The sequence below is a fragment of the Rhodococcus artemisiae genome (genome assembly GCF_036327795.1).
Taxonomy (GTDB): domain Bacteria; phylum Actinomycetota; class Actinomycetes; order Mycobacteriales; family Mycobacteriaceae; genus Rhodococcus; species Rhodococcus artemisiae.
This window is the reverse complement of sequence record NZ_JAUTXY010000001.1, coordinates 766,372-791,315: the sequence shown is the minus strand read 5'-3', so window position 1 is coordinate 791,315 and position 24,944 is coordinate 766,372. Positions and strand designations below refer to the sequence as shown.

The window sequence follows — 24,944 nt, the reverse complement described above, 5'->3', positions numbered from 1 at the left end:
GTTCCATCATGACGGGGTGCGCCGGGACTGTCAGGGATTCGGGCGTTATGCCTTGAAATACACCAGTTGGTGGGCGGTGGCGAGCAGGGTGTCGCCCGAGCCCCACAGGTGCGCGGTCTGGTCGAAGTAGTTCTTCCCGAATCGATTGCTGCGGGCCGTGGCGAGGATCGGTTGATCCGACTGGGCTTCGATCTCGGCCGCGTCTGCGTGGAAGTAGATCGTCAGGGTCACCGTACCCGCGGGGAGCGCGTGGCCGCGCCGCAGGAACGCGCGGGGGTAGAAGACATCGCACAGGGCGGTGAGCGAGGTGAAGTCGAGCGGGCGTGCAGGTTCGTCCCGGACCCACAGAGTCGAGGTGGAATCGGGGTGCGGGGAGGCGTCGGCACCGGGGATCGGGCCCTCCACGAATCGCATCTCGTAGTTCCTGCCCCACGCCACGAAATCGGGAAACGGGCTGGCGACGACTTCGTTCGCAGGAGGCGCGCTGGGCTTGCCAAGTTCGGTCGCCCCCCAGGTGTCCTTGCGGTTGCCGAACACGGCGGTGGCGGTGGTGGTGACGGCCCCGTCCTGGGCCAGCTCGATCACCCAGTGCTGGCTCGAACGATTGGTACGCACCGGCCGGGCGACAACTTCGAACTCGCCGTAGGCGATCGCTGCCGCAAAGTTGACCGTCAGCGACAGCGGGGCCCCGAGAACCTCGGGATGAAGCCGGACGGCCTGCAGCATCGTGGCGGCCGTGACACCGCCGAACGGTCCGACCATGTTCGCGTACGCGGGGTGGGTGTTTCCGATATAGCGACCCGCATCGATGGCGGTGAGCTCTACAGCGGTGTCGAAGACATGGACGGCGTTCTCGGTTTCGGGCATGACGTCATGAAACCAGAGTCGGCGGTGCTCCTCGATTACCGCCCGGGTAAGTGCGTTGGAAGGTGGGGCGCATCGATTACTGCCACGGTGTGGCGCACAGTTCCTGACGTGCTTTGTTCCAGAAGGGGGTGAGCTCGACCGATCCGGCGTCCGGGTGGGTACGTTGCCCCAGCTCGATGAATTCGAGGACCGTCATTCCCGCCGTGCGCGAGTACACGCATGCTTGCAGGGCGAGCTCGGCCGCGTCCGCGAAGGGCAGGGAGTTGCCCCATGGCCCGAGGTCGGTCGAGTCCACGAAGGTGTCGAGCTCCGTGCCCCGGCGGTTGTATTCGAGCTGGGTTTCGTAATCACAAGGCTTGCGGAACAGGGCGGTGCAGGTCGTGGAGTGCCCGTCCAGGACGAACGCGCTGTCGTCGAGGGTGCGCTGAGGTGGGTCCTTCGGCCCGTCCCACGCAATGAAGAACGCTGCCACCGCAGCCGCGATCAACACAACCAGCAGCAGCGCGCCTCGTTTCATGGGGATCTCCTCATCGGCAGCTTCTCATCTACCTTGTCCCACCTGTGTGCCGATGGCGGCCGTGACGGCGTCGGGAGCCTCGTCCGGGATCCAGTGCGACACGCCGTCGAGCACCTCGAACGTGTAGTCGGCGTCGACGTAGTCACCGCATAGTTCCGCGGCGAACCGGCCGACCGCAGCATCGTCGGTGCTCCAGATGTAGGTGGTGGGGACCTTCACCGGCGGGAGAGCACCGGTGTCGGGGGTCATCGCCCGATACCAGTTGAGGGTGGCGGTGAGCGCGCCCGGCCGGCGGAGCACGCGCACGTATTCGTCGATTGCGTCGGCCGCTACTCCTTCGCCGTAGAGGGCGCGCAGCCGGTGCGCGTCGTCGGCGAGCAGGACGTGCTCGGCCTTGCCGGGTTCACGGAACAGGGAGAAGTACGTCGAGCGTGCTTTCTGGTCCTCGTCCTCGCGCAACGCCGAGCCGAACGCAGCAAGGTGCGGGATCGACAGAGCGGTCAGTGATCGCACCCGCGCGGAATGATGTGCCGCCACGTGCCATGCGACCGACGAACCCCAATCGTGTCCGACGATGTGCGCGTCGTCGACATCGAATGCATCGAGAATTCCGAGAACATCCGCTCGCAGGTGATCGATCCTGTAGTCCGTGACCTCGGTTGGGCGGGCGCCGGGGGAGTAGCCGCGCTGATCGGGTAGCAGCACCCGCATACCGTTGCCGGCAAGCTCCGCGGCCACCGCGTTCCAGCACCGCGACGTCTGGGGAAAGCCGTGCAGCAGTACGATCGGTGGTCCGTCGGCCGGGCCCGCGAACCGGACGTCGAAGGTCAGGTCGCCGAGCGTGACGGCAGTGGACTCGAACCCTGCTGAATCGAACGCTGCTGAATCGAACGCTGCTGTTTCGGGCACCCTTCAACGGTACGTCCCGAAGTCAGTCGTGGAGCGGATTCCACGCGGCCATTCCGAGCATGATCAGGCGCATCTGCTTCTCTCCGCGGGTGAGGACTTCGGTTTCGGCGGCGCGTCCGGGTGCGACGGCGAGCAGGTCCAGCACCACTTCGAACATGGAGGTGACGAGCAGGTTGGCCGCCATCTCGAGATCGTCGGTATTCCATGCCGCGAGCTGGGGGATGCGTGCGAGGTCGACCGCGAGTTCGCGGGTGAGCAGGCGGAGTTCGACGGTGAAGGCCCGCGCCACTGCCGGGTGACCGCCGTGACGTTCGCGCGCGAGGAATCGGAATGCCAGTTCGTGGTCGCGCACCTGCCCGAGCAAGGCGGCCAGCGATGCCTGGGCATTGGATGGTCCTGGATTGCGACGTGCGTCGCGCAGGACCGAGCGGAGCAACCGCATCGTGTCGTCGGCGAGTGCGACGCCGAGTTCTTCCATCGACGCGAAATGCCGGTAGAAGGCCGTCGGCACGATGCCGACTGCGCGCGCGACCTCACGCAGGCTCACGCTCGCGAAACTGCGATCCGACGACAGCTCGAGTGCGGCGTCGAGGATTGCCTGACGGGTGCGTTCTTTGCGTTCGGCCCGGCTGGTCGGTTCGGGGGCTGGTTGGGGGGCGGGCGCTACGGGCACGCCCCGAGTGTAGGCACGCCGGGCGCTCCGCGGTCGTGCCGCCCCCGACAGGATTGTTACTGCCGTCACATCAGGGTTGACAGCGTTCGGTACGACCCTGGCACACTGAACTCAGTGTACGAATGTGCACTGAATGACTACCTCCGCATCGGAAGGTTGGAAATCATGACTGTGAGCCCCGCGCCGAGCCGTGTCCCTCTTCGGATCGGAGTCAGAAAACTCCTCTTCGGAGCACTTGGTGCACTCTCGACACCGCATCACCTGGACCGTTACCTCGAACTCGCCGACCCTCTGCTCACGACGGTCGCCAATCGCGCCCGGATCACCAGTATCGATACAAGTGTGCACGGATCGACGACGCTCACCCTGCGTCCCGCACGGCCGTGCCGGTTCGAGCCGGGGCAGCACATCCAGGTTGCCGTCGTGATCGACGGTGTACGGCACGTGCGCACGCTCTCGCCGGCGATCGTGCCGGGATCACGCGACGTGGTGCTCACCGTCGGTACGCGGTCCGGTGGGCTGGTATCGGGTCATCTTGCGGAACACGCACGGGTGGGGGACGTCGTCGAGGTCGGTGACGGCGCAGGGAACTTCGTACTCCCCGAATCTCGGCCATCGCGCCTGCTGATGATCAGCGGCGGTTCCGGTATCACCCCGGTGCTGTCGATGCTGGGGGCGATCGCTTCCGAAAGCGGTACGAGTGCAGTGACGTTCGTGCACTACGCGCGTACCTCGGCACACGTACCCCGCCGCGTGGAACTCGACGCATTGGCATCGCTGCCCAACGTCGAGGTCGTGCTCGCTCACACGCGCGGCGAGGGTGGGCACCTGCACGGACGGTTCGAACGCGCACACCTCGACGCGGTCGCGCCGTGGTTCGCCAGCACTCCGACCTACGTGTGTGGGCCGTCCGGCCTGGTCGAGAGCGTCCGCGACCTCTACGCCGCGGCCGGATCCTCGGATCTGCTGCACACCGAAGAATTCACACCGCCCGCGTACGTCGTCGACCCCGACGACGCGTCCGGCTCGGTGTCGTTCACCGAGTCGGGAATCGTTGCCGCGAATACCGGGGCCACAGTCCTCGAGCAGGCCGAGAACGCCGGACTCGCGCCGGAACACGGCTGTCGCATGGGAATCTGCCACACCTGCACGGCGATCCGGAACTCCGGATGCACACGCGATGTGCGCACGGGTGACCTCGATTCCGAACCCGGTGGGCGCATCCAGATCTGTGTCAGTGCGCCGGTCGGCAACGTAGCCGTCGAACTCTGACAACGAAGCGAACTTTCCAACCAGAGAAAATGGAGGACAGCATGTTCGGTTTGACTCTTCCGTCGATTCCGTTCCTGCCGTTTCTGTCGGGTGGTCGCACGCAGGTCGTGCCGGATCCGATAGTCCTGAGCCGCGACCAGGTCGACGAGATCGGCCGCGAGTTGGATGCGTTGCGGGAACGCACCGTTGCATCCCTCGGCGCCGAGGACCGTGAATACATCTACCGGATCATCAAAGCCCAGCGTGCACTCGAGGTGGCCGGTCGCGGCCTGTTGTTCCTCGGTTTCTTCCCGCCGGCGTGGGTGGCCGGAGTGGCATCGCTCAGTGTGTCGAAGATCCTCGACAACATGGAGATCGGCCACAACGTCATGCACGGCCAATACGACTGGATGCGCGAGCCGTCGCTGAATTCCCGCACATTCGAGTGGGACACCGTGTGCCCGTCGGACCAGTGGCGGCATTCGCACAACTACATGCATCACACCTACACGAACATTGTGGGGAAGGACCGTGACATCGGGTACGGCATCCTTCGGATGGACCCCGCGCAGAAGTGGCACCCGTACTATCTCGGAAACCCCGTGTACGCAACGGTTTTGATGTTGCTCTTCGAATGGGGTGTCATGTTCCACGATGCGGAAGTGGAGCGGATCGTCTCGCGTGAGCGGAGCTGGCGCGACGTGATCCCGCTGGCCCAGGGCTGGTGGCGCAAGGTGCGGCGTCAGGTGGTCAAGGACTACGTCGCGTTCCCGTTGTTGAGCGGTCCGATGTTCGTTCCGACGCTGGTCGGCAATGCGACCGCCAACCTGGTCCGCAACGTGTGGACGTTCTCGATCATCTTCTGCGGTCATTTCCCGTCGGGTGTGCAGTCGTTCTCGAAGGACGAGACCGCGAACGAGACGCGTGGCGAGTGGTACGTGCGTCAGATGCTGGGGAGCGCGAACATCAGCGGCACCCCGCTGTTCCACATCATGTCGGGCAACCTGTCGCACCAGATCGAACACCATTTGTTCCCCGATCTGCCCGCACACCGGTATCCGGAACTGGCCCCGCAGGTGCAGGCTCTCTGCGAGAAGCATGGATTGCCCTACAACACCGGTGGTCTGTTCGCGCAGGTTTCCTCCGTCTGGAAGAAGATCTTCCGGTTCGCGCTTCCGCCGGCACTGGTGTCGCCCGTGCCGGAGACGACGGTGCTCATCGACCGTTCGCCGAGTCCCGAGCGAAGCTCCGAGGCGACGGGTACTCTCGCGCGGGACAACGCGTGAGGGGATCCGGCATGGTTGGAAGATTCGAGCGGAACAAGGACGTCATCCAGGAGGTGACCGAATCGACGGCGACGCATGTCGGCGCGATCGCGAGCATCATCGCCGGCGCGGTTCGCGACGTGACCCGCGAGATCGGTGACCTGATCACCGAAGGGATCGAAATGCGCGAAGCCTCCCGGAAGGCGCGCACCGATCACGAGGAGCCCGAAGAGAAGTAAGCAGGGCAGATACGAAGCTCGCAGCCCCAGTGGATGACCACTGGGGCTGCGAGCTTCGTAACAGGTCTGCGAGCTTCGTCAGATCACGCCGAGGGCGAACATCGCGTCGGCAACCTTCACGAAGCCGGCGATGTTGGCGCCGTGCACGTAGTCGCCCGGCTTGCCGTATTCGGCAGCGGTCTCGATGCAGCGACCGTGGATGTCGCGCATGATGCCCGCGAGGCGCTCATCGGTGTAGTCGAAGTGCCACGAATCGCGCGACGCATTCTGCTGCATCTCCAGCGCGGAGGTGGCGACGCCACCGGCGTTGGCGGCCTTGCCGGGGGCGAAACGGACGCCCGCCTCGCGGAACACCGAGATACCGCCCGGGGTGGTCGGCATGTTAGCGCCCTCGGCGACGACCTTGACACCGTTCGTGACGAGGGTCTTGGCGGCGGTCTCGTCGAGCTCGTTCTGGGTGGCGCAGGGCAGCGCGACGTCGCACGGGACGCTCCAGATATTGCCGTCGGCGAAGAACTCGGCACCGGTGCGCTCCTCGGTGTACTCGCAGATACGCGCGCGACGGACTTCCTTGATCTCCTTGAGGAGAGCGAAGTCGATGCCGTCCTTGTCGTAGATGTAGCCCGAGGAATCCGAGCAGGCAACCACCTTGCCGCCGAGCTGGTGGATCTTCTCGATCGCGTAGATGGCGACGTTGCCGGAACCCGACACCACAGCGGTCGAACCCTCGAGGGAGTGGCCACGGGCCTCGGCCATCTCCGCGACGAAGTACGCGACGCCGTAGCCGGTCGCTTCCTTGCGGACCTGCGATCCGCCCCAGGTGAGTCCCTTACCTGTGAGGACACCGGACTCGTAGGAGTTCGTCAAACGCTTGTACTGGCCGAACAGATAGCCGATCTCGCGTCCGCCGACACCGATGTCACCTGCGGGAACGTCGGTGTACTCACCGATGTGGCGGTGCAACTCGGTCATGAACGACTGACAGAAGCGCATGATCTCCTGCTCGGAACGACCCTTGGGATCGAAGTCCGAGCCGCCCTTGCCGCCGCCGATGGGCAGGCCGGTGAGCGCGTTCTTGAAGATCTGCTCGAAACCGAGGAACTTCACGATGCCGAGGTTGACGCTCGGGTGGAAGCGCAGCCCGCCCTTGTAGGGGCCGAGCACGCTGTTGTACTGCACACGGAAACCGCGGTTGACGTGCACCTGACCGTTGTCGTCGATCCACGGCACCCGGAAGATGATCTGCCGCTCGGGCTCGCAGAGGCGCTCGATGAGCCCGGAATCGAAGTAGGACGGGTGGCGTTCCAGCACTACGTGCAGAGACTCGAACACCTCGGCCGCAGCCTGATGGAACTCGGGTTCGCCCGCGTTGCGGGCCTTGACCTGTTCATAGATCTCTGCGATGCGGTCCGAGGTCGACACGCCCACCTACCTGACTGTGAGAAGACTGTTACACCGTATTTACGTCGTGAACTATAGGTGCCGAGCACTACTGTCTGGTAATCCGGTCCCCGTGTGCGAGAAGGAACACAGCTGTCGCGACAATCGGAAAACGCGGCCTCAGCGGCAATCGGAGTGGCAGAACAGGGCGCGTGTGCCCGATCGTGCGGCGGCCTGAGCGTCGTATGTGATTCTACCGATGCCTTCGTCCAGGTGTCCTGGTTCGTCGGACCGATGCACGGCTGTGACCAGGGCGGACGGGTCAGCGGAGTACTGCGGGACCGAGGAATTCGCACGCGCGCAGGGCGAGTGCGATGTCGAGTGTGCTGTGGTTCGACAGGCCCGTGGCCGGGTCGCCGAGCGTCTTGCCGATCCGGTACTTCACGGTGTTGCGATGCAGATTCAGCCGTTGCGCGGTGTGGAGGTGGCTTTCCCCGGTCTCGAAGTACGCGCTCAACGTCTTGCGCAGGTCTGCGGCCTGGGCTGTGTTCTCGGCGAGTGGGCCCAATACCTCCCCGACCCACTCCCTACTCGAATCGAGGTTCGCCGCAAGGAACGAGATCACCGCGACACCCCGGTCACCGAAACCGATGATCGGGCCGGTGGAGGTGTCGGGAAGACTCGCGACCGTGTGCGCTGCACGGGCTCGCTCATGCGGGCGCCGGAATCCCGCGGCGCCTCCGGCAGCGAGGCCGAGGACCGCGCGGAAGCCCGGGCTCCCGGGTACCGAAGTGGACAGTTCTGCGGTGTCGATGTGGGGCCGCCGGCGTCCGAACGGTAGCCAGGCCCACATCGTCGCCCGGTCGACGGCAGTGAGAATGGGGGCCGACTCCGTGCCGAGATGGCGTGCGATGTCGCGGACGTATCGATCGAGTCGGGGAAGATCGTTGTCACTGCTGTCGGTCGACCAGGCAATGACCGCGACATGGAGTCGTTCGAGGCGATAGCCGGTCTCGGTTTCGAAGGCACTCGTCTCGGCCGGATTCCCGGCGAGCATGCCGTGAATGGTCGACGATCGGACGTTCCCCTGCGCGCCGATCCACCGTCGTCGTTCCTGCTCGTATGCACCGAATACGTACAGCGTGATGGCGTCTATGTAGCGGTAGAGCACTCCCGAGATGTGCTCGAGTACGGCCATGGCCTGAGGGCTCGGCAGGTCACATGCGTCGATCTCGTCGTAGCACGCCTCGAGCATGTAGTCCTGGCCCATATGGTACGCCCGTACCAGAGAATGCGACGGTACTTCCCGCTGGGCGAGGCGCAAGGCGTATTCCACCGCAGCCGTCGTCGGTTGCAGATGCTCGACCGGAATGTTGTTGGCCGGTCGGCAGCAGTCAACGAAGTGTCCTGCCCGTCTGCCGTAGGTGGCGCAGCGCGGATTCTGCCGCGTTGTATCCGCACATCCCGTGGGCGCCCGCGCCGGGAGGCGTCGACGCCGAGCACAGATACACCCCGTCGATGCCGGTGCTGTACGGGTCGCGGGCGATTCGCGGGCGGAACACCACCTGCAGGTCCGCGTTGGCGCCGCCGATGATGTCACCGCCCACCTGATTGGGGTTGTCGACGGCAAGGTCGGCCGGGGAGCTGGTCGCCTGCGCGACGATGCGGTCGCGGAACCCTGGTGCAAATCGTTCGATCTGCCCGACGATCGCGCCGGTCGCGTCGCCGGTGAATCCCGCAGGCACGTGGGCGTACGCGTACACAGGGTGGAGTGGCCCCCGCGAACGAGTCGAGTCGGCGACATACTGCTGGCCCAGCAAGACGAACGGCCGGTCCGGCAGCCGACCCATGGTCACTTCACGCTCCGCCCGGGCGATCTCGTCGAAATCGCCGCCCAGGTGGACGGTGCCCGCCCCGGCACAGGCCGGGTCGGACCACGGGATGGGTCCGTCGATCGCGAAGTCCACCTTGAACGCGCCGGGGGCATGACGGAACCTTCCGTATGCCTTCGCGACCCGTTTCGGAAGCGCCGACCCGAGAATTGTCAGCGCTGCTCCGGGAGCGATATCGAGCAGGATTACGTCGGCGGTGGGAATGTCCGCGGAGCTGCGTACGTGCACGCCGGTGTGGATCTTGCCTCCGTGTTCGGCGAGCATGGCCGCGAGCGCCCGGGTGATCGCGGCGGAGCCGCCCTCGGCCACCGGCCATCCGTAGCGGTGCCCGGCGGCGGTGATCATCAGGCCGACCGCGGAGGTCGCCGGTCGGTCGAGTCGATGATAGGCGTGCGCGGCGACGCCACCGAACAGCGCGCGACCTTGCCGCGTCCGGAACCAGCGGGCCGCGACGGTTGCGGGGGCCAGTGCGCGCGGACCGAACGCCGCGAGCCTCAGCGGATGCCGAGGGACGTGGAGCACCGGTCGCATGAGATCGGCTGCCAGATCATCGAATCCGGAAGCAAGATCGGAGAACATTCGGTGCCACCGAGGCCCGTCGTCGCAGAGGCCTGCAACGGTGTCTTCCAACGAACGGTGCAACAATGCCGCGTCGGTTCCGTCGAGGGGATGAGCGCAATCGATTTCGGGCCACCGCCACCGCAGACCGTAGCGTTCGAGGGCGAGGGTCTGCAGGTGCGGGGAGCCGGCTCCCATCGGGTGGAAGGCCGAGCAGTGGTCGTGGATCAGACCGGGCACGGTCAGCTCACCAGACCGAGTGCCCCCACCGATCTCGTCGGCGGCTTCGAGAACCTGAACGTCCACACCGTGCTGTGCGAGATGGACGGCGGCAGCAAGCCCGTTGGGACCGCTACCGACCACGACCGCGGTGCTCATCGACGAGTCTCCTTCCCGGTGGGCGTTGCAGGGCTCGGTGGTGCGGGGCGGTGACGCATCTTCGGTTCGGACAGTGTCCCCGGGTCGGTGAGCGCCCGATCGACGTCCACGTCGATCGTCCAGATCACGTTCACGGGGATCGGGCCGTTCGGCAGCCACGGCTGTTCCGCGGTGGCATCGGTGACCTCGAAGGTGCCTCGCTCGACGACGCCGAGCGCTGCATAGATCACCTGGTACTCCTGGGTGCTCTTGTGCATGGGTTGCGATTCGACCCATGTCACGAGGAACTCGCCGGGAGCGAAGTTGCAGCGCCGCTGGATCGCATCGATCAGACCCTTGCTGTGGAAGTGCCCGTCGCCGAAGTTGAACGCAACGACCGAGTTGCACGGACGCACGGGTCGTCGCCGCGCTCTGTCACGTGGTCCCACACCAGATAATCGATAGCCGTCATGCCTGAATCACCTTTTCGTCGTCCTGTGATTCACGACACTATGCGGGTTCAGGGTGACGGAGAATGGCCCAGCGGGCTCAGCTTGGATGCCGCCTTTGTCCCCCGGGGACAAAGGCCCAATCGCGCCGCACGGTGTGGTAGCGACTGCAGATTCGCGTGTTCGGTCACATCTTCTCACCGGGTAACCGCGCGGCCTGCTCGACCCAGGAGCGGAGGCGGTCCTCATCCGGTTCGTCGTCCTCGTAGATGTCGAGGTAGCGAACCTCGTCGTGCTTGGAGGCTTTCGGCGGGACGGGATCGAGCGACGTCCCCCGGAAGAATTGCACCTGCACGTATTTGGTGAAGCATCGGAACGACAGGAACCAGCCGTCGCCCTCGAGGCCGTAGAACGGTTGGTTCCACTTGACGGCCTTGTGGACATCTGGGACCGCGGAGACGATGAGAGCGTCCAAGCGTTCGCCGAGATCGCGTTTCCACTCGGGCATGGCGGCGATGTAGGCCGCGACGGGGCCGTTTCCCTCGCCCTTGGGGATCTGTGGGTTGCCGCCCGAAAGGAGTTTCGGTCCCGTCTCGTTCTTCTTGGGATCGGTCATGGGAGGCCTCCTGGTGCGGCTTGCGCGGCCGGACGTGCATCATGCGGTTCGATGTGAGGTACCGTACCGCCGTTGACCGTGCTCGGCAGGCGCTCGCGACCGTGAGGTGCCCCCGGCAGGACTCGAACCTGCGACCTAGAGATTAGAAGGCTCTTGCTCTATCCAGCTGAGCTACGGGGGCGCGGCCAAAATCTTAACGGGGCCGCAGCAGTGGCTGTGGATTGGGTCGGCTCATGTGGTGTGGGTGGGTCCGGATTCTTCGGAATCATCGGCGGTGCCCGTCGCGACGTCGCTTCGCGGTGATGATTCGGCGTCGGTTTCGTCGATCACGTCCACCTTGCCGGTCTGCAGCCTCTGCATCACATGATCGACCCCGATGCCCAGTACCACCGCCACACAGATCGAGACGACTGCGCCGAGTAGCGGTTGCTCGTGGAAGAAGCCGCCCACGAGCCGTCCCATCATCGACGAATACACAGCCCAGGTGATCCCTCCGATGATCGTCAGCGGCACGAACTTCTTCCGCGGGTACCGCGTCGCTCCGGCGGTCATGTTCACGGCGATCCGGCCGATCGGGATGTACCGGGCGGTGATGATGATCGCCGCGCCGCGCTTGTCAAGACCCTTGCGTGCCCAGCCGAACGCTGCTCGGGCCTTGGGCTTGCGCATCCATGCGAATCGCTCGGTGCCGACCTTCCGTCCGATGGTGTAGGCGATGTTGTCGCCGACGATCGCGCCCAGCGCCGCGAGTGGTATGACCACCCACAGGTACGGCTTGCCGGTCGAGCCCGAGAGGGATGCGAGGGTGACCAAGATTGTCTCGCTCGGCACCGGAGGGAAGAAACCGTCGACGACGCAGACGAAGAACAGGAGTGGATACACCCACAGGGCCGCTGCCTGGCCGATGATGAATTCGTTGATCACGTCCATGGGGCGGCGTTGCTCCTGTCGGGGGTCACATAGGTTGCTGCTTCTACGGTATTCGCCCTCGTGTGTGTGCACATCAGGGTGACTCCCTGATCTTGTCTCGGCGACGGCTGCCTCGATCGCACCTGCGCTGGGCCCGCTCGCGCTTCCCGTCGGGGATCGAACCGAGGGTCGGTCGCAATAGTCCGATTTCGACTCCGAAATCCCACGTCGGCGCTACCCTGGGCACCACGGGGATGGCATACATGCGGCATGTTCGATGTGGTGGGATTCACCCTAGGTCGGGAGTGAGACATGCAGGTTCCGGGCCCATTCGAGTACGAGCGCGCTACCGGCGTGGAGCACGCGATAAGCCTGCTGGACCGGTTGGGTGAGGAGTCCCGGGTCATCGCGGGCGGGCACAGTCTTCTTCCGATGATGAAGCTGCGGCTCGCCAATCCCGAGCATGTGGTCGACATCAACGACCTCGGCGGCGAGCTCGACTACATCGAGATCGACCCCGAGGCGGTCCGTATCGGAGCTCTCACCCGTCACCGCGCGTTGCTCGAAGCCGACGACCTCGCCGCCGTGTTCCCGATCTTCCGGGACGCAGAGAAGGTCATCGCCGATCCGGTCGTGCGAAACCGCGGCACGATCGGCGGCTCGCTGTGTCAGGCCGACCCGGCCGAAGACCTCTCGACGGTGTGCGCGGTGCTCGACGCCACGTGTGTCCTCCGCGGTCCGTCGGGTGTGCGCGAATTGCCGTTCGCGGCGTTCCACCTCGGACCTTACGAGACAGCGGTGGCGAGCAATGAGCTACTCGTCGAGGTCCGTCTGCCGCGACACGGCGCGGGTTCGAGTGCCTACGCGAAGGTGGAGCGGCGTACCGGTGACTGGGCGGTCGCTGCGGCCGGCGCCGCAGTCTGGATGTCCGGCGGAGCGATAACCGACGCCCGAGTCGGCCTCACCGCGGTCCGTGCCGACGACGAGGCACTCGCTGCGATCGCGGATCTGCTTTGTGGCAAGGCTCCGTCGGAGGAGCTGTACCGAGAGGCCGGAGCGCTCGCGTCGGCTGCATGCGATCCGGAATCCGACCAGCGGGGCACCGCCGAATACAAGCATCACCTCGCCTCCGAACTGACCGTGCGGACACTGCGCCGCGCGGTGGAACGACTCGACTCGACCGAAGGGACGTGACGGTATGAAGATCTCGATGACCGTCAACGGCGAAGACGTCGAGGCCGACGTCGAACCGCGCACGTTGCTCGTCCATTTCCTCCGCGACCATCTGGGCCTGACCGGAACCCACTGGGGTTGCGACACCAGCAACTGCGGGACCTGCGTCGTCTCGATCGACGGCGAACCCGTCAAGTCCTGCACGACGCTCGCCGCGATGGCCGCCGGCCACGAGGTCGGGACCGTCGAAGGTCTCGAGAAGGACGGCGTCCTCGACCCGGTGCAGGACGGCTTCATGCGCTGCCACGGACTCCAGTGCGGATTCTGTACGCCTGGCATGATGATCACCGCCCGCGCGTTGCTCGACCGCGATCCGGACCCGGACGAAGCGACGATCCGCGAGGCGATCTCCGGTCAGATCTGCCGGTGCACCGGCTACACCACCATCGTGCGCTCGGTGCGCTGGGCGGCCGAGAACGCACATTCCGAGCAGGATGCGGAGGTCACGTCATGACCGCTGTCGAACCGGACCTCGAAGTCCAGGGAACAGAAGAAGACCCGGCCACTGCGGACAACGACCGGAAGCCGTGCGGTCACGGTCGCATGCTTCGCAAGGAGGATCCCCGGTTCATCCGTGGGCAGGGCCATTACGTCGACGACGTGACACTGCCCGGCATGCTGCACATGGCGATCCTGCGTTCCCCGGTCGCGCACGCTCGGATAGTCGGAATCGACACCTCAGCGGCGCTGGCGCATCCGAAGGTCAAGGCCGTCATCACCGGCGCCGACCTGGCGGAGAAGGGTCTCGCGTGGATGCCGACCCTGTCGAACGACGTGCAGGCGGTTCTCGCTACCGACAAGGTGCGGTTTCACGGGCAGGAGGTCGCGTTCGTCGTGGCCGAGGACCATTACGCGGCCCGCGATGCCCTCGAACTCATCGACGTCGATTACGACATCGTCGACCCCGTCGTGGACGTCCGTACGGCTCTCTCACCCGACGTACCCGTCATCCGCACCGATCTCGAGGGCAAGACCGACAACCACTGTTTCGACTGGGAAGCGGGCGATGCCGCAGCGACCGACGCGGTCTTCGCGAAAGCCGACGTCATCGCCCGACAGGAGATCGTCTACCCGCGAGTGCACCCCGCACCGATGGAGACGTGCGGCGCCGTCGCCGACTACAACCGGGTCACCGGAAAGCTGACGCTCTGGTCGACGTCCCAGGCACCGCACGCGCACCGCACGCTGTATGCCCTGGTGGCAGGTCTGCCCGAACACAAGATCCAGGTGATCTCACCCGACATCGGCGGTGGATTCGGCAACAAGGTTCCGATCTACCCCGGTTACGTGGGTGCGATCGTCGCGTCGCTCGTCCTGGGCAAGCCCGTCAAATGGATGGAGGATCGCAGCGAGAACCTGATGAGCACAGGTTTCGCGCGCGACTACATCATGGTCGGCGAGATCGCAGCGACCGAGGAAGGGAAGATCCTCGCGATCCGGTCGCAGGTCCTTGCCGATCACGGCGCCTTCAATGCCACCGCCGCGCCCGTGAAGTATCCGGCCGGGTTCTTCGGCGTCTTCACCGGCAGCTACGACATCGAAGCGGCCTACTGCCACATGACGGCCGTCTACACGAACAAGGCGCCCGGCGGAGTCGCGTACGCGTGCTCGTTCCGGATCACCGAGGCTGTGTATTTCGTCGAGCGACTCGTCGACTGTCTCGCATTCGATCTCGAGATGGATCCGGCGGAGCTGCGGCTGAAGAACCTGCTGCGGCCCGACCAGTTCCCGTACACCAGCAAGACCGGGTGGAAGTACGACTCGGGCGACTACGAGACCACCATGCGCAAGGCGATGGACATGATCGGCTACGACGATCTGCGCCGCGAACAGGCCGAGCGGCGTGCCCGCGGCGAACTGATGGGCATCGGCATGGCGTTCTTCACGGAAGCAGTCGGTGCGGGCCCCCGCAAGGACATGGACATCCTCGGTCTCGGCATGGCCGACGGTTGCGAGCTGCGGGTGCATCCGACCGGCAAAGCAGTGGTGCGTCTTTCGGTGCAGAGCCAGGGGCAGGGACACGAGACCACGTTCGCGCAGATCGTCGCCGAGGAGATCGGCATCCCACCCGAGGACATCGATGTCGTGCACGGCGACACCGATGCCACTCCATTCGGTCTCGGCACCTACGGCAGCCGGTCGACGCCGGTGTCGGGGGCAGCCGCAGCCCTCGTTGCACGCAAGGTGCGCGACAAGGCGAAGATCATCGCTTCCGGCATGCTCGAAGTCTCCGTCGCCGACCTCGAGTGGGACAAGGGTTCCTTCCACGTCAAGGGCGATCCGTCTGCCGCCGTGACGATCCAGGACATCGCGATGCGGGCGCACGGCGCCGGTGATCTCCCCGAGGGAATCGAGGGTGGTCTCGAGGCCCAGATCTGTTACAACCCCGAGAATCTCACCTACCCGTACGGCGCGTACTTCTGTGTCGTCGACATCGACCCCGGCACCGCCGAGGTGACGGTCCGCCGTTTCCTCGCCGTCGACGACTGCGGCACGCGGATCAACCCGATGATCATCGAAGGGCAGATTCACGGCGGCATCGTCGACGGCATCGGGATGGCCCTCATGGAAATGATCGCGTTCGACGAGAACGGCACGTGCCTCGGCGGCTCGTTCATGGATTACCTGATCCCCACCGCGCTCGAGGTGCCGACACTGGAGACCGGACACACGGTCACCCCGTCGCCGCACCATCCGATCGGTGCCAAGGGAATCGGCGAATCCGCCACGGTCGGTTCGCCGCCGGCGATCGTCAATGCGGTACTGGATGCGTTGAAGCCGCTCGGGGTGCGGCACGCCGATATGCCGTTGACCCCGTCGCGGGTGTGGGAAGCGATGCAGGGTCGGGCGACACCCCCGATCTGATGGACCGCTCCCGGAGCGAGAGGAGGCGCGGGCATGGATCTGAGCGTCCGTGAGACACAGCTACACGAAGAACGGCGGCCGTTCGTGCGGGCGACGGTGGTCCGGGCCCAACCTCCGACCTCGGCTCACTCCGGCGACAGCGCGCTCGTTCTCCTCGACGGCACGATCGAAGGCTTCGTGGGTGGGCAGTGCACCGAGACCTCGGTGCGTGCAGCAGCCCAACAGGTGCTCGATCGGGGTGAGAGCCTGTTGTTGCGGGTGCTGCCCGCGGAATACGATGACTTCCCCGAGACTCCGGGCGCGACGATCGCCGTCAACCCCTGCATGTCGGGAGGGGCGATGGAGATCTTCCTCGAACCACGGTTGCCACCCACAGTCGTCGCGGTGTCGGGTTCCTCACCGGTGGCCCAGGCCGTCGCAGACTTCGCCCGGAGAGTCGACTACACGGTGGAACAGATTCGAGGATCAGACGTTCCACGGGACTCGGCAGCGGTGATCATCGCGACACACGGTGGCGACGAAGCCAGTGTGATCAGGGCGGCGCTCGACGCGGACGCCGGCTACATCGGTCTCGTCGCGAGCCCCGGACGCGGCGCGGCCGTCCTCGACGAGATGGATCTGACCGCTCCCGAACGCGCCCGTGTGCATACCCCGGCAGGACTCGACGTCGGGGCGCGGACCGCGGCGGAGATCGGGTTGTCGATCATCGCCGACATCGTGCGGGCCGTGCGCAGCGGCGAACTCGCCCGACTACCGAAGCAGGCACGTCCCGTTCCGCGGACGGCGGTCGACCCGGTATGCGGGATGACGGTGACGGTCGCGGAGTCGACACCGCACCTCGTCGTCGCCGGCACCGACGTGTGGTTCTGCTGCCCCGGCTGCCGACGGGCCTACCAGAAGGAACACGCAGCGTGACCGACTCGGCGCGACCGTGGGTATTCGACGACGTCGAGGATGTCGTCGCACGGTTCGATGCCCGCGATCATCTTCTCGACGAGGGCACCGCGACCGCGATGTACCTCGCGGTCGAATTGGGCCGTCCGCTTCTTCTCGAAGGGGAACCCGGTGTCGGCAAGACCACGGCGGCGAAGGTGCTTGCAGATGTCCTCGGGAGCCCGCTGATTCGGCTGCAGTGCTACGAGGGGCTGTCGATCTCGGAGGCGTTGTACGACTGGAACTATCAACGTCAACTACTCGCGATCCGGCTCGCCGAAGCCCACGGGAGCACGCCGACGGAAGACGACCTCTACACCGAGGAATACCTGCTCGAACGCCCGATTCTCCAGTGCGTCCGACATCAGGGTGCTGCTCCGGCAGTTCTATTGGTCGACGAGATCGACCGCGCCGACGACGAATTCGAGGCACTCCTCCTCGAGTTCCTCGGTGAGTTCACCGTCACCGTCCCGGAACTCGGAACACTCACTGCCGCACAACGTCCCGTCGTGGTGCTCACGTCCAACCGCAGCCGCGATCTGCACGACGCGTTGCGGAGACGATGCCTGTACCACTGGATCGACTATCCGGATCGCGAGCGTGCCGTCGCGATTCTGCGGCGCACGGTGCCGGAGGCCAGTGCGGCGCTGATCGAACGGGCCACCGATTTCGTTGCGACCGTGCGCGGACTCGACCTGGACAAGGCGCCCGGCATCGCGGAGACCATCGACTGGGTGTCCGCGCTCTCGGCCCTCGGCGTCTCGGATCTGGGTCGTCCCGGTGCCGGTGTGTCGTTGGCGGCACTCGCCAAGACCCCCGACGACCGCGGTGCAATGGGGGAGGCCTTCGCCGATTTCGTGGTGGCCGGTGCGCCGTGACCGCTCTTCTACTGCCGGGCATCGACCGGGCTGCGTTTGCGGTGGCTCTCGCCGATCGGCTCCGTCGATCCGGGATCGCCGTGACCCTCGACGGTGCCGCGACACTGACCCGGGCGTTGCGTATACGACCCCCGCGCACTCGTTCGCAGCTGTATTGGGCGGCGCGTCTCACGCTCGTGGATCGACGCGACAACCTCGAGAAGTTCGACGCCGTGTTCTCGGCGGTGTTCGACCACGGCGCGGTGCCGATGGATCCGCATGCTCGCCGTGCCGGACTCGACGACGGCGGCCAGGATCGGCCTTCTACCGATGCTTCGAACGTAGGCCGCCGCCGGCCCGAAGCGGGCGGCGACGTGCCGTGGGTCACGCGCTCGGTCACCGGCGCCCTCGGAGACCGGGCTCCGGAGGACAACTCCAGACGTGGCGAGCGACTGCCCAGCGTATTCGAGGCCGTCGCCGACCAGCGGTTCTCAGACCTCGATCCGGCTCGTCTGGCAGAGATTGCCTCGTGGCTCGAGCATGCCGCGGTGACGTGGCCGACCCGGGTCAGCCGCCGCCGCGAATCGCATCACAGCGGACGACTCGATCTGCGCGCGAGCATCGCGGCGTCACGACACACCGGGTACGAACCGGTACGACTCGTCCACACCAGACCTGCGCGGCGTCGCAGGCAACTCGTGCTGTTCTGCGACGTCAGCCGCTCGATGCGCGCCTACGCCGATATCTATCTACACCTGATGCGCGCCGTCGTGCGCGCGGGCGATGCCGAGGTCTTCGCGTTCTCGACCACGGCGACCCGCCTGACACCGACGTTGAAGAACAGATCCGTCGAGCAGGTGATCGACGCTGTCAACGACCACGTCGAGACGCGTTTCGGCGGGACCCGCATCGCTGGATCACTGTCCTGCGTCCTCCGTTCACATCGTGGGCATGCGCTGCGCGGCGCGATCGTCGTCATCGCCTCGGATGGCTGGGACAGCGACGATCCCGAGGATCTGGCGCGGGTCATGACGCAGATCCGTCGTCGCGCACATCGGGTGGTGTGGCTCAACCCGCGCGCGGGCCTGCGCGACTTCGCGCCGGCGACAGGGTCGATGGCGGCGGCCCTGCAGCACTGCGATGCGCTGTTACCGGCAGACACTCTCACCGCCCTGCGCGGCGCGATCGATGTCGTGGCCGGTGCGCAGCTCGAGAGCCGCCGGACATCGCCGTTCGAGCGGGTTGCGGGGTCGAACGCTCGGTCTCACCTCCACGCGTAGTTGCCGGCCCACAGGGTCGCCGTGCTCATGGGTGCCACCGGCGCCTTCACGGCTGCCGCCCGATCGCGGAGTCTGCGGAGCACACCGTGTGTGCGTGGTGTGTCGCGCTCGACTGCCTTGTGGGCATTGATCATTGCGACCTCACCGCGCCGAACATTTCGCAACGTCGGTGACATGTGGGTGCCTGCGTCGAGAACTGCTCGAATCGTCGGCATATCGTCCGCAAGCCGGACGTACGCTGCGTCCAGTGACGTGCCGTCCTCGAGCGCTTGATCGAGCCGGACGGCGAGGTGCGTGGTCCACTGTCGCTGCAAGGTGAGAAGGATGTTGTCTCCCGATCCGAAAAGCTCCCTTGCGCGGGGTATCTCATCGAACCGGAGCGCCGAGTCGAGGTCTACCTGCGCTCGGGTCAGCACGTTGTCCAGTACAGCGCGCCGTGCTCTGTATGTTTCCCAGGACATCTCGGTCAACTCCCTGAATCCGGTGCGTTCACTGTTCTCGAGGGAAACGCTACGGAGATCCGGCCCCTGTTTCGTCGTGCCACCGTCGAGTCTTTCTCTCCTACCGTGGGCGGAGAACGGATCCGCTCCGGGAACGACGCCGCTGAAGATTTCTCCGCCTACGCTGGTCGTGTGGACTTGATGGCGTTCTTCCGCCGTCGTATGGCGGCGAGTGGCTACGACTACCCGGTCGGTGTGATGTTGTTCGGGCACATCGGGATGGTCGTCGTCGCCTGTATCGCCGTGGCGCAGCGTGACGGGCTCGTGCCCCCGGGATGGGCGCTCCTGTTCGGACTGATCGCTGCGACCGCACCGATCGTGGGCGACCTGGTCGAACCGGATTCGATGCTCGTACGGCTGCTCATGGGACTCGTCGTGCTGGGGGCGACTTCGTTGCTGCTCGTGCGGCCACCGGACGCGGCCTTCGACTTCGCCCCACTCGTTCTCGTGTTGATGGTCGGCGAGATCGCGGCCATGACACCCTTCTCTGTCAGCGTCGGTGCGTTGGCCGCGGCCGCAGCGACGCTCACGGCGTTCGCGTTCGCCGGCAACCTCGACGGCGGGCTGTACTACCTCGGCGCCGTCGTGCTCGGGTGGATCATCGGGCGCCTGCTCCTCACCCAGTTACGCCTTCTGCACCAGGAGCGCGCCGCCCAAGCGATCCAGGCCGAGCAGGCCGCGACCTCCGAGCGCCAACGGATCGCCCGCGAGGTCCACGACGTCGTGGCGCATTCGCTGAGTGTCACGCTGTTGCATCTGACTGCTGCGCGCCGAGCCCTGGAGCAGGACCGCGACATCGACGAAGCCGTCGATGCCCTGACCGACGCAGAAAGACTGGGACGCGAAGCGATGGCCGACATCCGGCGGACAGTGGGTCTCCTCGATGCTGGACCTTCGAGTACCCGCCCCGAACCCACGATCGGAGACATCCCCGAGCTGATCGACGACTTCCGTCGCGCGGGCGTCCCGGTGACCTTCGAGATGTCGGGTGAGATGGACGAGGCCCCAGGCGCCGTCGGGCACGGTATCTACCGCATCTGTCAGGAGTCCCTGGCGAACATCGTCAAACATGCTCCCGCTGCGAAGACCGAAGTGCGACTCGAGATCGGGGCCCAGTGGCTTTCACTGCGGATCCACAACGGTCTCCATGTCCCGGCGTCGCCCCCGAGCGGTGAGGTGGGCTCCGGACTGCGCGGCATGCGTGAACGCGCGGCGCTGCTCGGTGGTCAACTGCGCGCGGGCCCGGACGACGGGGGATGGTCCGTGCGCGCTCGCGTCCCGCTCACCGCAGACTCGTGCCCGATCGTGCGCCGCATCCCGGGACTGACATGACCGCCCCGGAGATCGGGGTGCTCCTCGTCGACGACCAAGAACTCGTACGGTCCGGCCTGCGACGCATTCTCCGCCGCAAGGACGGGTTCGTGATCGTCGATGAGTGCGCCGACGGCGCCGAGGTACCCGGCGCGGTGGCCGAACACAACCCCGACGTCGTCGTGATGGACATCAGGATGAAGAACGTCGACGGCATTCAGGCGACTCGCGCGCTTCGATCCCTCGAGACCCCACCGCCGGTGCTCGTGCTCACGACGTTCGACGACGACGAACTGCTGTCCGGCGCCCTGCGTGCCGGAGCGGAGGGCTTCATCCTCAAGGACTCCCCGGCGGAGGATCTCATCCGCGCGGTGCGGAGGGTCGCGGCGGGTGACGGATTCCTCGACCCCACGGTGACCGGTCGTGTGCTCTCCACCTATCGCACCGCCGCCCAGCCCACTGGGAACGGCAGCAAGGGGCTCGACGAGCTGACCGCCCGTGAGGTCGATGTACTCGCACTCATCGGGCGCGGATCCAGTAACGCGGAGATCGCGCAGCAACTCGGTATCGCCGGTGTGACGGTGAAAAGTCACGTCGGCCACATCTTCGTCAAACTCGATCTTCGCGACCGGGCCGCCGCCATCGTGTACGCCTTCGACCACGGAATCGTCACTCCGGGAGAAACGCTACGTGACTGAGCGCCGGTGGGTGACCCGAGTCTCCGACGGGGCGTCGTAGCGGGGTTCTGCGAGGTCCTACCCTGTAGGTATGGCAACACCGGATCTCGAGCGGGAGGCGCCGCAGGCTGCGCCGGCCCCTGCGCGTGGCAACACCTCAGCGCTGTTCGTCCTCTTCGGCGTCGTCGCGGCTATGGTCGCGGCAATCGTGGTGGGTCTGTCGGCCGCGCAGGCACTGGTGCTACTCGGCATTCCCGACCCGGGTCCGCTCACCACGTACGGCCTGCCGACGGTGCGCGCGGTGTCCGAGATCGCGACGGTTCTGACCATCGGATCATTGTTCTTCGCAGCATTCCTCGTGCCTCCCCAAGCGAACGGCGTTCTCGACGTCGGCGGCTACCGTGCGGTGCGGACCGCGGGTGCCTCCGCGATGGTGTGGGCGGTCACGGCGGCGCTGATGGTGCCGTTGACGCTGTCGGACACTTCCGGTCAGCCGCTCTCCGAGGCGATCAGGCCGGAGAATCTGTTCTCGGCCCTCGGCCAAGTCGAGACGTCACTCGCGTGGGCGTGGACCACAGTGCTCGCACTGATCACCGCGATCTTGATCCGGCTGGCCCTGCGCTGGTCGTGGACACCGTATCTGCTGGTGCTCTCGCTCGTGACGTTGATGCCGATCGCACTGACGGGACACTCGTCCAGCGGCGGCTCCCACGACATGGCCACCAACAGCCTGGTGCTGCATCTGGGGGCGGCGTCTATCTGGGCGGGCGGCCTGTTCGCGGTGCTCGCCCACGCGTGGCGCAGGGGCGAGTACTCCGATCTGGCCGCCCGGAGATTCTCCTTCGTCGCGTCCATCGCGTTCGTGGTGATGGCCATCAGCGGTGTGATCAACTCCGCGGTGCGGGTGTCGCTCGACGACCTCTTCACCACCACGTACGGCCGGTTGGTGGTTGCGAAGACGGTGGCCCTGGTCGTGCTCGGCATCTTCGGCTGGGCGCAGCGACGGCGCGCATTGCCCGACCTCGAGGCCGATCCGACGAACCGCGCGGCGTTCGTGCGGTTCGCGGCGGTCGAATCGCTCATCCTCGCCGCGACCGTGGGCTTGGCGGTGGGGCTCGGACGTACACCGCCGCCCCCGCCCGCGGCGGCACCCTCGGTGCTCGAGGTGGAGCTCGGCTACAACCTCAGCGCACCGCCCACCTTCATGAACCTGTTCTTCGGCGAATGGCGGTTCGACCTGATCTTCGGCACGGCGGCGTTGGTGCTCGCGGCCGGGTACGCGATCGGGCTGTGGACGCTTCGCAAGCGCGGTGACATGTGGCCGGTCGGTCGGTCGATCGCGTGGTTCGCGGGATGTTTCGTCCTGCTCGTGACGACCAGCTCGGGTGTCGGGATGTATTCACCGGCCATGTTCAGCGTGCACATGGGTGCCCACATGGCGATGTCGATGCTCACCCCGGTGCTGCTCGCCCTCGGTGGTGCGATGACCCTCGCGTTGCGCGCGTTCAAACCCGCCGGGCGCGGCGCCCCTCCCGGGCCGCGCGAATGGATCCTCGATTTCCTGCACAGCCCCCCGTCACGTTTCTTCACGCACCCGCTCGTCGCGGCGCTGATGTTCGTCGGCGGGTTCTATGCGCTGTACCTGGGCGGAATCTTCACTGCATTCGCCGACAGCCACACCGCGCACGTACTGATGAACCTGCACTTCCTGTTGAGCGGCTACCTCTTCTACTGGGTGGTCATCGGTGTCGACCCGTCGCCGCGCGAGGTGCAGCCCGTGACCAAGCTGGCGATGGTGTTCGGCTCGTTGCCGTTCCACGCCTTCTTCGGCGTGACCCTCATGAGCATGGGTTCGGTCATGGCCGAGTCGTACTACCGCGGGTTGGCGCTGCCGTGGAACGCCGACCTGTTCTCGGACCAGAAGGTCGGTGGCAGTATCGCGTGGTCGGCGGGTGAGATCCCGCTCGTACTCGTGATGATCGCGTTGGTGGTGCAGTGGTCGCGCAGCGACGAACGCGTGGCCCGCCGCGTCGACCGGGCCGCCGATCGCGACGACGATGCGGAGCTGGCCGCACACAACGCGATGTTCGCCGAGTTGGCCCGTCGTGACAGCGCTGGAGCGGAGAGCAGAGCGCCGAACACCGCCGCATCCGATGGAACTCGGACAGGTGAATCGGGTACAGACCACGTAGCGTCCTGATTCATGGCCCGGACCCGAGTGGTATCCGTACCGGTAGTGCACGCGGCGTGGCGGGGACTTCTCACCTGTGTCTGCGCCGTAGCTGTCGCGTGTGTCGCCGCACCGGTGGCGGGCGCGGCGCCCACCCCCGGGTCGGTGGTGTCGGCGGACACGCTGCCGATGGCGTTGTCGGTGCCGGGTGCGGCGAGCGCTCAGACGATCACCTACCGGACGCAATGGCGCTCCGGGGAGGACACCGTCGGTACAGGGGTGGTGTTCCTGCCGGCCGGTGAGGCACCCGCGGGCGGGTGGCCGGTACTCGCATGGGCGCACGGCACCACCGGACTGTCGGACTCCTGCGCGCCTTCGCGCACCCCGCGCAGCGCCCGCGACACCGCCTACCTCGACCACTGGCTGGGCCAGGGCTACGCGGTGGTGGCAGCCGACTATCCGGGGCTGGGCAGCGACGGGCTGCACCGCTACCTGGACGGACAGAGCGCGGCGAACAGCGTTGTCGACATCGTGCGTGCCGGCCACGCCGTCGAACCGGAACTGTCCGACGAGTGGGTCGTGGTCGGACAGTCTCAAGGCGGCCACGCTGCGCTCCACACCGCACATCTCGCGACGACGCGTGCACCCGAGCTCGACTTTCGCGGCACCGTGACGACCGGTGCACCGTCCAATCTCGAACGTGTCTTCCCGGTCGGTTTCCCCGGCTTCCCGGATCTGGGTCTCGACGGCCTCACGACCTTCAGCGCGTACATCTTCGCAGGCCTGCGCGACGCGGATCCGGCGCTGGGTCTCGATGGCTATCTCACCGATGCAGGCCGCGAGGTGCTCGCTGCTGCCGAGGACCTCTGCTTCGAGGAGCTGACCGAGCGCTACGCCGGAGTGGGCATCGGCGACCTGCTCGAGAGACCGCTCACAGACGACCGGTTCCGTGCGGCGTTCACCGACTACCTGGCAGTTCCCGTCACGGGGTACGACCGGCCGGTGTTCCTCGCCCAGGGCCTGCACGACACGATGGTGCCGGCGCCACTGTCGTTCGCGCTCGCCGCCGATCTCACCGCCGGGGGCGCAGCGCCGCAGTTCCGGACGTATCCGACAGGGCACTCCGAGACGATGGCCGCGTCGTTGCCGGACACCACCCCGTTCGTCGCGGCGCTGTTCGCCGCACCTTGATCCAGCTGCCGGAACCGCAGGATGTGGGATCTACGCGTGGGACGG

At 66.2% G+C, this 24,944-nt stretch carries 22 protein-coding genes, 1 tRNA gene and 2 pseudogenes; 13 read left to right on the top strand and 12 right to left on the bottom strand.

From position 1 onward, the window contains the following. Positions 1 to 45 precede the first annotated feature (45 nt). The 4 genes from Q7514_RS03875 to Q7514_RS03860 form a co-directional block, all read right to left on the bottom strand. Complete coding sequence (locus tag Q7514_RS03875) at positions 46 to 867, bottom strand: acyl-CoA thioesterase (protein WP_330131898.1); 822 nt, start codon at positions 865 to 867, stop codon at positions 46 to 48. Positions 868 to 943: 76 nt separating this feature from the next. Then, on the bottom strand, positions 944 to 1,384 hold the full coding sequence (locus Q7514_RS03870; RefSeq protein ID WP_330131897.1) for a hypothetical protein: 441 nt from the start codon (positions 1,382 to 1,384) through the stop codon (positions 944 to 946). 24 nt (positions 1,385 to 1,408) lie between these two features. Beyond that, positions 1,409 to 2,293 carry an alpha/beta fold hydrolase gene (locus Q7514_RS03865; protein WP_408016022.1) on the bottom strand — a complete coding sequence of 295 codons (885 nt, stop codon included), beginning with the start codon at positions 2,291 to 2,293 and terminating at the stop codon, positions 1,409 to 1,411. A 22-nt stretch (positions 2,294 to 2,315) separates the two neighbouring features. Then, positions 2,316 to 2,966: a TetR family transcriptional regulator gene (locus tag Q7514_RS03860; RefSeq protein ID WP_330131896.1), complete on the bottom strand. Its 651-nt coding sequence runs from the start codon at positions 2,964 to 2,966 to the stop codon at positions 2,316 to 2,318. Between the two features lie 165 nt (positions 2,967 to 3,131). On the opposite strand from Q7514_RS03860, the gene Q7514_RS03855 reads away from it, so the two are divergent. The 3 genes from Q7514_RS03855 to Q7514_RS03845 are packed head-to-tail and all read left to right on the top strand — an operon-like array spanning position 3,132 to position 5,721. Then, complete coding sequence (locus Q7514_RS03855; RefSeq protein WP_330131895.1) at positions 3,132 to 4,238, top strand: ferredoxin reductase; 1,107 nt, start codon at positions 3,132 to 3,134, stop codon at positions 4,236 to 4,238. A gap of 41 nt (positions 4,239 to 4,279) precedes the next feature. Next, entirely contained in the window at positions 4,280 to 5,503 is a 1,224-nt protein-coding gene (locus Q7514_RS03850) for a fatty acid desaturase family protein (RefSeq protein ID WP_330131894.1), read from the top strand. Between the two features lie 11 nt (positions 5,504 to 5,514). Then, positions 5,515 to 5,721 carry a hypothetical protein gene (locus Q7514_RS03845; RefSeq protein ID WP_330131893.1) on the top strand — a complete coding sequence of 69 codons (207 nt, stop codon included), beginning with the start codon at positions 5,515 to 5,517 and terminating at the stop codon, positions 5,719 to 5,721. 78 nt (positions 5,722 to 5,799) lie between these two features. On the opposite strand, the gene gdhA is transcribed toward Q7514_RS03845, so the two are convergent. The 7 genes and pseudogenes from gdhA to Q7514_RS03810 all read right to left on the bottom strand — a co-directional run bounded on the left by gdhA (position 5,800) and on the right by Q7514_RS03810 (position 11,903). After that, a complete protein-coding gene (gdhA, locus tag Q7514_RS03840) occupies positions 5,800 to 7,143 on the bottom strand; it encodes an NADP-specific glutamate dehydrogenase (protein WP_330132014.1) in 1,344 nt (447 codons plus the stop codon). Positions 7,144 to 7,423: 280 nt separating this feature from the next. Then, positions 7,424 to 8,482: pseudogene (locus Q7514_RS03835) on the bottom strand (PucR family transcriptional regulator); the annotation flags it as partial. 13 nt (positions 8,483 to 8,495) lie between these two features. Continuing rightward, complete coding sequence (locus tag Q7514_RS03830; protein WP_330131892.1) at positions 8,496 to 9,929, bottom strand: phytoene desaturase family protein; 1,434 nt, start codon at positions 9,927 to 9,929, stop codon at positions 8,496 to 8,498. Continuing rightward, positions 9,926 to 10,315: pseudogene (locus Q7514_RS03825) on the bottom strand (DUF3556 domain-containing protein); the annotation flags it as partial. The gene Q7514_RS03830 and the pseudogene Q7514_RS03825, both read right to left, overlap by 4 nt. A 229-nt stretch (positions 10,316 to 10,544) precedes the next feature. Further along, positions 10,545 to 10,973: a DUF1801 domain-containing protein gene (locus Q7514_RS03820; protein WP_330131891.1), complete on the bottom strand. Its 429-nt coding sequence runs from the start codon at positions 10,971 to 10,973 to the stop codon at positions 10,545 to 10,547. A gap of 107 nt (positions 10,974 to 11,080) precedes the next feature. Then, positions 11,081 to 11,154 (bottom strand) — tRNA-Arg (locus Q7514_RS03815). Between the two features lie 50 nt (positions 11,155 to 11,204). Beyond that, positions 11,205 to 11,903 carry a DedA family protein gene (locus Q7514_RS03810; protein WP_330131890.1) on the bottom strand — a complete coding sequence of 233 codons (699 nt, stop codon included), beginning with the start codon at positions 11,901 to 11,903 and terminating at the stop codon, positions 11,205 to 11,207. 291 nt (positions 11,904 to 12,194) lie between these two features. Between Q7514_RS03810 and Q7514_RS03805 the strand changes: the two genes are divergently transcribed. From Q7514_RS03805 to Q7514_RS03780, 6 genes are read left to right on the top strand one after another with little or no spacing between them, the layout of a single operon-like run. Then, positions 12,195 to 13,076 carry an FAD binding domain-containing protein gene (locus Q7514_RS03805; RefSeq protein WP_330131889.1) on the top strand — a complete coding sequence of 294 codons (882 nt, stop codon included), beginning with the start codon at positions 12,195 to 12,197 and terminating at the stop codon, positions 13,074 to 13,076. A gap of 4 nt (positions 13,077 to 13,080) precedes the next feature. Further along, complete coding sequence (locus tag Q7514_RS03800; protein ID WP_330131888.1) at positions 13,081 to 13,569, top strand: (2Fe-2S)-binding protein; 489 nt, start codon at positions 13,081 to 13,083, stop codon at positions 13,567 to 13,569. Then, the gene (locus Q7514_RS03795) at positions 13,566 to 15,980 is read left to right on the top strand and encodes an aerobic carbon-monoxide dehydrogenase large subunit (RefSeq protein ID WP_330131887.1); all 2,415 of its coding nucleotides are present in this window, start codon (positions 13,566 to 13,568) and stop codon (positions 15,978 to 15,980) included. Before Q7514_RS03800 ends, Q7514_RS03795 begins: the two co-directional genes overlap by 4 nt. A 33-nt stretch (positions 15,981 to 16,013) precedes the next feature. Beyond that, positions 16,014 to 16,895, top strand: a complete 882-nt coding sequence (locus Q7514_RS03790; RefSeq protein WP_330131886.1) for an XdhC family protein — start codon at positions 16,014 to 16,016, stop codon at positions 16,893 to 16,895. Next, positions 16,892 to 17,791: an AAA family ATPase gene (locus tag Q7514_RS03785; protein ID WP_330131884.1), complete on the top strand. Its 900-nt coding sequence runs from the start codon at positions 16,892 to 16,894 to the stop codon at positions 17,789 to 17,791. The genes Q7514_RS03790 and Q7514_RS03785 overlap by 4 nt, the downstream gene beginning before the upstream one ends. Next, positions 17,788 to 19,050: a vWA domain-containing protein gene (locus Q7514_RS03780; protein ID WP_330131883.1), complete on the top strand. Its 1,263-nt coding sequence runs from the start codon at positions 17,788 to 17,790 to the stop codon at positions 19,048 to 19,050. The genes Q7514_RS03785 and Q7514_RS03780 overlap by 4 nt, the downstream gene beginning before the upstream one ends. Here the strand turns inward: Q7514_RS03780 and Q7514_RS03775 are convergent. Next, entirely contained in the window at positions 19,035 to 19,511 is a 477-nt protein-coding gene (locus Q7514_RS03775) for a hypothetical protein (protein ID WP_330131882.1), read from the bottom strand. The two genes, Q7514_RS03780 and Q7514_RS03775, sit on opposite strands and share 16 nt — an antisense overlap. A 180-nt stretch (positions 19,512 to 19,691) precedes the next feature. Here Q7514_RS03775 and Q7514_RS03770 point away from each other — a divergent pair, with 180 nt between their 5' ends. From Q7514_RS03770 to Q7514_RS03755, 4 genes are all read left to right on the top strand, one after another. Further along, complete coding sequence (locus tag Q7514_RS03770) at positions 19,692 to 20,882, top strand: sensor histidine kinase (protein WP_330132013.1); 1,191 nt, start codon at positions 19,692 to 19,694, stop codon at positions 20,880 to 20,882. After that, positions 20,879 to 21,559 carry a response regulator transcription factor gene (locus Q7514_RS03765; RefSeq protein ID WP_330131881.1) on the top strand — a complete coding sequence of 227 codons (681 nt, stop codon included), beginning with the start codon at positions 20,879 to 20,881 and terminating at the stop codon, positions 21,557 to 21,559. Before Q7514_RS03770 ends, Q7514_RS03765 begins: the two co-directional genes overlap by 4 nt. Before the next feature lie 70 nt (positions 21,560 to 21,629). Further along, on the top strand, positions 21,630 to 23,738 hold the full coding sequence (locus tag Q7514_RS03760) for a cytochrome c oxidase assembly protein (RefSeq protein ID WP_330131880.1): 2,109 nt from the start codon (positions 21,630 to 21,632) through the stop codon (positions 23,736 to 23,738). 3 nt (positions 23,739 to 23,741) lie between these two features. Next, positions 23,742 to 24,899, top strand: coding sequence for a lipase family protein (locus Q7514_RS03755; protein WP_330131879.1), 1,158 nt, complete (start codon positions 23,742 to 23,744; stop codon positions 24,897 to 24,899). The last annotated feature ends 45 nt before the right edge of the window (positions 24,900 to 24,944 follow it).